We start from the raw sequence: 6,608 nt of genomic DNA, 5'->3' as shown, positions 1-6,608 counted from the left end.
TCTTCGTTATCAGCGAAGCGCTCTAACCGCCTGAGCTATGGGCCCGAAACGGCCGGAGCCGCGACGAACAAAGATACCCCACGGGCGGGCGGGGATCAAAACGCGGGGGATGCCGCTGGGCGCGTGGATCAGTCGTCGGTGAGCGTGAGGTACACGCCGCCGACCATGCGCGACACCATGTTGTACAAGAAGGCGGAGATCACGGACAGGCCGGAGATCAGCACCACGTTGGTGACGGCCACCAACAGGCTGGCGGAGATCACCTTCTTGTAGTCGACGAACTGCAGGATGTTGACCTCTTGGTCCCTGGTGAACAGCTTTGAGACCCACTCCTGGATGAGCTCGAACGTGCCCATCGAGTTGAGCGCCGTCCACAGCACGTGCACGGCCACCACCAGCATGATGGCTGCGGCGATCGACAGCAGGAAGCCGATCTTGAGCGCCGACCACGGGTCGATGCGCGACAGTAGCACCCGCACCTTGCGCGGGGCACCCTGAGCCACCGGGGCGGACTTGGGGGTCGATTCAGACGAGGTCACCTTGTCCTTAGCCGCGGTCGTGAACCGGCCCAGGCCTGCGGTCACGGACTTCAGCTTCTCTTGAGCGGCACCGACCGCGCTCTGGTTCTCGGCCTCGGGCGCTTCGGGGGTTGCCGTGGTGGCTGTCGGCGCGGGGCGAGCGGGCGCGGCGTCGGGACGAGGCGCCACGTCCGGACGCGGGGCCGGTTGCGCGGGACCGGCGGGCGAGAAGGACGCCGGGCGCGTGGGCGCCGTCGTGGGGTGCTGCGACGTGGGCTGCTGACCGGTCGGCTGCGCGCCGGTGGGTTGCATGCCAGCGGGACGCGGCCCGGCGGGCTGCTGACCGGTCGGCTGCGCGCCGGTGACGGGCCGGAAGGCGGTGCGCTGGGGCACGGAGCCGCTGGGTGGCAGCACGCCTGCACGGCGAACCGGTTCCTGGGCCGAAGCGGGCGGGACCGAGGGCTGGCCGCCGTTGTCCCGGTTGCGGTCATCCGCGTTCATGCAATCTCCTTCTGGCCCTACGGGCGCACGTGTCACCAAGACTAACCGAGCACGGGCTCGGGGTCACGCCAAGCCAACGCGCTCGGGACCCCGCGCGCTCCCCGCCTACGCCAAAGGTCCCGGGCCGCCGGGGGCGATTCCCGCACCAAGAAGGTCCTAGACGGCGACCTAAGTCCCGCGGATCGGACCCCCTGTGTCCCTACTGTGAAGGGGAATCGATACCCCTGGAGGCATTGTCATGAAGCTCGTCGTCGTCGGAGGTGTGGCTGCAGGCGCTTCGACCGCAGCACGCGCAAGGAGGCTGGACGAATCCGCCGAGATCGTGGTCCTTGAAAGGGGCCACCACGTCTCGTTCGCGAACTGCGGTTTGCCCTATCACGTGGGCGAGGTCATCGCCGATCGCGACCGCCTGCTGCTGCAGACCCCCGAGAGCCTGCGCGAGTCGCTCAACATCGACGTGCGCATCGCCAGCGAGGTGCTGTCAATCGACCGCACGGCCAAGACCGTGACCGTCCGTGAAGTGGACAGCGGCAGGGAGTACACCGAGTCCTACGACAAGCTGGCCCTGTGCATGGGCGCCGAGGCCCTGCGCCCGCCGCTGCCCGGCATCGACCACCCCGCCGTCGAGGTGCTGCGACGCATCGGCGACATGGACAAGATCAAGTCGCGACTGGATGCGGCCCTGGCCGCACAGAAGGACGGCAAGCGCGGCATCGTGCGGGCTGTGGTGGTGGGCGCCGGGTACATCGGCCTGGAAATGGCGGAGAATCTCCACCACCGCGGCGTCAAGGTTGACGTTGTCGAACTGTCCGACCAGATCCTGCCCCCCGTCGATCACGAGATCGCGGCCCCGGTGGAGCAGCACATCACCGCCCGCGGCATCGGCCTGCACCTGTCCACCGCGGCGGCGGCCTTCCAGCCGCTGTCCGACACCGATGGCGCCGAACGCGTCACCGTCGAACTCAACTCGGGCATCACCATTCCGGCCGACCTGGTGATCCTGGCCGCAGGCGTGCGACCGGCGGTGGGGCTCGCCAAGGATGCGGGTCTCGAGCTCGGCAAGCGCGGCGGTATCAAGGTCGACACCCACATGTGCACCTCGGACCCCAACATCTACGCGGCGGGCGACGCCGTCGAGACCCCGCACCCCGTCCTTCCCGGCGAGTATCTGGCCCCGCTGGCCGGACCCGCCAACCGCGAGGCGCGCGTCGCCGCCGAGAACATCTGCGGGCGCACCACGGAGTACAAGTCCACGCAGGGCACCAGCATCGTCAAGGTGTTCGACATGGTTGCGGGTGGCACGGGCGCCACGGCGCGGCAGTTGGACACCGCAGGTGTCGACTACAAGGTCATTCACATCCACCCGAGCGGCCACGCCGGCTACTACCCCGGCACCGCCATGATGCACGTCAAGGTGCTGTTCTCCCCGACCGACGGCACGGTGCTCGGCGCGCAGGCCTGCGGATTCGACGGCGTGGACAAGCGCCTGGACCTGTTCGCCATGGCCATCCGCGCCGGCCTCACCGTCTACGACCTCGAGGAGCAAGAACTCGCCTACGCTCCACCCTTCGGTTCCGCCAAGGACCCGATCAACATGGCCGGGTTCGTGGCATCGAACGTGCTGCGCGGCGACTTGCGCCTCTGGTACGCCCAGGACTTCCCCCAGAAGCTTGATGGTGCGCGACTCGTGGACGTGCGCACCAGCGAGGAATACGGCATCTGGCACCTGCCCGGCGCCGCATCCGTTCCGCTCGCGACCTTCCGCGAGGCCATCAAGGACTGGGACCGCGCCCAGCCGGTCCGCCTGTACTGCGCGGTCGGCTTCCGGTCCTACCTGGCCCACCGCATTCTGGTCCAGAACGGCTTCACCGACGTCGCCACCCTGTCCGGCGGTTCGACCACCTTCAAGCACGTGCACGACACGGACAAGTCCGAGTCCGAGGCGCAGCCTCCGATGGAGAACTACGCCGAGCGGATCTCCGTCGCCTCGGCCGTCGCGGCCGCTACCGGTCAGCTGACCGACCTCGACTGCACGGGCCTCGCGTGCCCCGGTCCCATCATGCGCCTCGCGGGCGCCATGAAGGCCGCCAACGCAGGCGACGAGATTCGCGTGACGGTGTCAGACCCCGGCTTCGCGCTCGACGCTCCCGCGTGGGCATCCAAGAACGGCCACACGTTGGTCGACATGACACCCAAGGGACCCGGCTACGTGGCCACCTTCCGCAAGGGCGGCGTCCACCCGATGTCGATGAGCGGCGGCAAGCCCGTCGGCAACAAGCTGTCGATGGTGGTGTTCTCCGGAGACCTGGACAAGCAGATCGCCGCGTTCATCATCGCCAACGGCGCGCTGGCCATGGGCCAGGAGGTGTCGATGTTCTTCACGTTCTGGGGTCTCAACGCACTGCGCAAGTCGGACCCGCCCAAGCGCGACAAGAAGATGATGGACAAGATGTTCGGCGCCATGATGCCGCGCGGCGCCACCAAGCTGACCTTGTCCGAGATGCACATGATGGGCGCGGGCACCGCGATGATCAAGGGAGTCATGAAGCAGCACAAGGTGCCGACGCTGCCCGACATGATCACCGGTGCGCAACAAGGAGGAGCGCGCCTCCTCGGGTGCACCATGACGATGGACTTGTTGGGCATGGCGAAGTCCGACCTGCTCGAGGGTGTCGAGTTGGCCGGAGTGGCAACGTTCCTGGGCGAGGCTCAGGAGTCGGGGACCACGCTCTTCATCTAGCCAGTCCTTGTCGACTTCAGTGCGGCCGCAGGGACAGGCCGCCTTCCGGGGGAACGGAGCCCCGCGACTATGGGGGTCGCGGGGCTCCGTCATGTCCTCGGGGGTGGAGTCTGCTAGTGCCCCGCGCCCAGGTTCCCCGACATCCGATCGTGGATTGCGAGCGACGCCTCGTTGAGGCCGTCGATACTCACCGTCTTTCCGTGCCGCTCGTACTTGTAGACGATGCTGTCCAAGGTCGCGACGGTCGACGCGTCCCACACGTGGGAGTCGGACATGTCGATGATGACGTTCCCGGGGTCTCCCGAGTAGTCGAACTGGCTGAAAAGGTCATTGGAGCTTGCGAAGAACAACTCGCCGGTCACCTTGTAGACCCGGGTATCGCCCTCGATGGGGCCACCCTCGACGTTGGCGAGGTGAGCCACGCGGCGGGCAAACAGAACCGACGCAAGGATGACGCCCGCGACCACCCCGTACGCCAGGTTGTGCGTGAAGACGACCACGAGCACGGTCGTGACCATGACGCTCGTTTCCGACTTTGGCATGCGACGCAACGTGGACAACTGAATCGAGTGCCAGTCGAACGTCGCCCACGCCACGTAGATCATCACTGCCACCAGCGCGGCCATCGGAATCGCGGCCACCACGTCGCCCAGCGCGAGGATCAGCACCAGCAGGAACACCCCCGCCATGAAGGTGGACAGGCGCGTGCGCGCGCGGCCGGCCTTGACGTTGATCATGGTCTGGCCGATCATCGCGCAGCCCCCCATGCCGCCAAAGAAGCCGGTGATGATGTTGGCGGCACCCTGTCCCCACGCCTCGCGGGTCTTGTCCGAGTGGCTGTCGGTGATGTCGTCCACCAGCTTGGCGGTGAGGAGGCTTTCGAGCAGTCCGACAAGTGCAACTCCGAGTGCGAACGGGAACACCGTCCGCAACGTCTCCAGGTTGAACGGCACGCCGGGCCACAGCAGCGACGGCAGGCCCTGTGGAAGCTTGCCCTCGTCACCGACGGTGGGGACGGCAATGGCGAAGGCCGTGGTGACGATGGTCAGGAGCACGATCGCCACCAGCGGGGCGGGCACCGCCGACGTCAGACGAGGCAGATACGTGATGATGGCCAGAGCGGCCAGGACCAGGGGAAACACGATCCACGAGGCGTCGGTCAGGTGTGGCACTTGCGCCATGAAGATCAGGATGGCAAGGGCGTTCACAAAGCCGACCATCACTGAGCGCGGGATGAAACGCATCAGCTTGGCCACGCCGAGCACGGCGAACACCACCTGGATGATGCCGCCAAGAATGACCGCGGCAATCAGGTAGTCGAGGCCGTAGTCGCGGGCGAGGGGAGCGACCACGAGCGCAACGGCCGCGGTGGCGGCGCTGATCATGGCGGGGCGCCCACCCAGAAAGGAGATCGCGATGGTCATGGTGAAGCTCGCGAACAGTCCCACGCGCGGGTCCACGCCGGCGATGATCGAGAACGAGATCGCCTCGGGGATCAGCGCGAGCGCCACCACCAGTCCGGACAGGATCTCGGTGCGCGCCACTCGCGGGCTCATCCACGCCTGGCGGTGCCACGTGCGGGGTGCCCAGAATTTTCCGAAGCCGTTGGTTACTTCTGGCACGCCGGTGAGGCTGCGCTCCTCGATGCCGGCCGTGACCAGTGAGTTGATGTCCGCCTCTTGGGCGCGAGTGGGGGGAGCCATGGGGAGTTTCCTTACAGTGGGCGCGGTGGCACCCGGTTCGACATTGGTGCCTGGTCGCGCTCCGGGACGGGAGCGCAGCGGTGCGGGCAGGGGACATTCGCCCAGGGGTGACCCGCGCGCGAGGTTCAGGGGGCGGCCAACGATGGCCAGGCCCCAGGGTAGCGGATGGGTCGACCGGGCTCTCGCGGACATCAACTCTTGCGGCCAGTAGCGCTCGGCGTACCGACATGCTGAGGGCCCGCCACCATGGGGTTGCGAGCCCTCAACCATTGCCGCAGCCATTGCCGCGGCGCGAGGTTAGTCCTCCGCGGGCACAGCGGGCTGCGTGGCTTCGGTCGCTCCAAGATCGGTTGTGGCGGTGTGGGGCTTGACGACGACCTCTGCATCTTCGCCGTCGAGCGGCTCGTCACCGTCGAGGTGACGTTCCACGTTGCGCGCAATGCCGATGATGCGGTCGTCCTTGCCCGGTTTGGCGAAGATCACTCCCATGGTGTCGCGGCCCTTCGCGGGCACCTCATTGACGAGGGAGCGCACCACCTTGCCGCCGCCCATGATGACGAGCACCTCGTCGGACTCCTCAACCAACAGCGCACCCACGAGGTGTCCGCGCTCTTCTTGCAGCTTCGCCACCTTGATGCCCAGCCCGCCGCGGCCCTGAACGCGGTACTCGTCCACCGACGTGCGCTTCGCGTAGCCGCCCTCGGTCACCACGAACGAGAAGGCGCCCTCGGTGACAACATCCATGGCGAGCAGCTCGTCGTCGTCGCGAAAGCTCATGCCCTTGACCCCCGAGGTGGCACGGCCCATGGGGCGCAGCGCCGCATCGGTCGCCTCGAAGGTGAGCGACTGACCTCTGCGGCTGACCAGCATCAGCCGGTCGTCCGGCGCCACGAGGCGCGCGGCCACGAGCTCATCGGGCCGAACCTCACCGTCGTCGCCCTCCACGTCCCGCAGGTTGATGGCAATGAGGCCGCCGCTGCGGTGTGAGTCGTACGCGGTGAGGTCGGTCTTCTTGACCAGGCCGCGCTTGGTGGCGAGTACCAGGTACGGCTTGTCCTCGTAGGTACGCAGATCCATCACCTGCGCGATCTGTTCGCCCGGCTGGAACGCGAGCATGTTGGCCACGTGCTGACCCTTGGAGTCACG

Annotated in this window: 4 protein-coding genes; 1 reads left to right on the top strand and 3 read right to left on the bottom strand. The window is 67.3% G+C overall.

Annotated features, from left to right (window positions below; genetic code table 11):
- Window positions 1–128: 128 nt before the first annotated feature.
- Window positions 129–1,019, bottom strand: coding sequence for a DUF3566 domain-containing protein (locus QZZ29_RS11045; RefSeq protein ID WP_291383261.1), 891 nt, complete (start codon window positions 1,017–1,019; stop codon window positions 129–131).
- A gap of 238 nt (window positions 1,020–1,257) precedes the next feature.
- On the opposite strand from QZZ29_RS11045, the gene QZZ29_RS11040 reads away from it, so the two are divergent.
- Window positions 1,258–3,759: an FAD-dependent oxidoreductase gene (locus QZZ29_RS11040; RefSeq protein WP_291383259.1), complete on the top strand. Its 2,502-nt coding sequence runs from the start codon at window positions 1,258–1,260 to the stop codon at window positions 3,757–3,759.
- 113 nt (window positions 3,760–3,872) lie between these two features.
- Here the strand turns inward: QZZ29_RS11040 and QZZ29_RS11035 are convergent, their stop codons facing one another.
- Both QZZ29_RS11035 and QZZ29_RS11030 read right to left on the bottom strand, forming a co-directional pair.
- Entirely contained in the window at window positions 3,873–5,315 is a 1,443-nt protein-coding gene (locus tag QZZ29_RS11035; RefSeq protein WP_291383263.1) for a SulP family inorganic anion transporter, read from the bottom strand.
- Between the two features lie 444 nt (window positions 5,316–5,759).
- A partial coding sequence (locus tag QZZ29_RS11030) for a DNA gyrase C-terminal beta-propeller domain-containing protein (protein ID WP_291383258.1) occupies window positions 5,760–6,608 on the bottom strand: 849 nt, incomplete at its 5' end.

It is taken from the genome of Demequina sp., from assembly GCF_016278765.1.
Lineage (GTDB): Bacteria > Actinomycetota > Actinomycetes > Actinomycetales > Demequinaceae > Demequina.
Note: the sequence above shows the minus strand (reverse complement) of the source record. Positions and strands in the feature narration are given on the sequence as shown.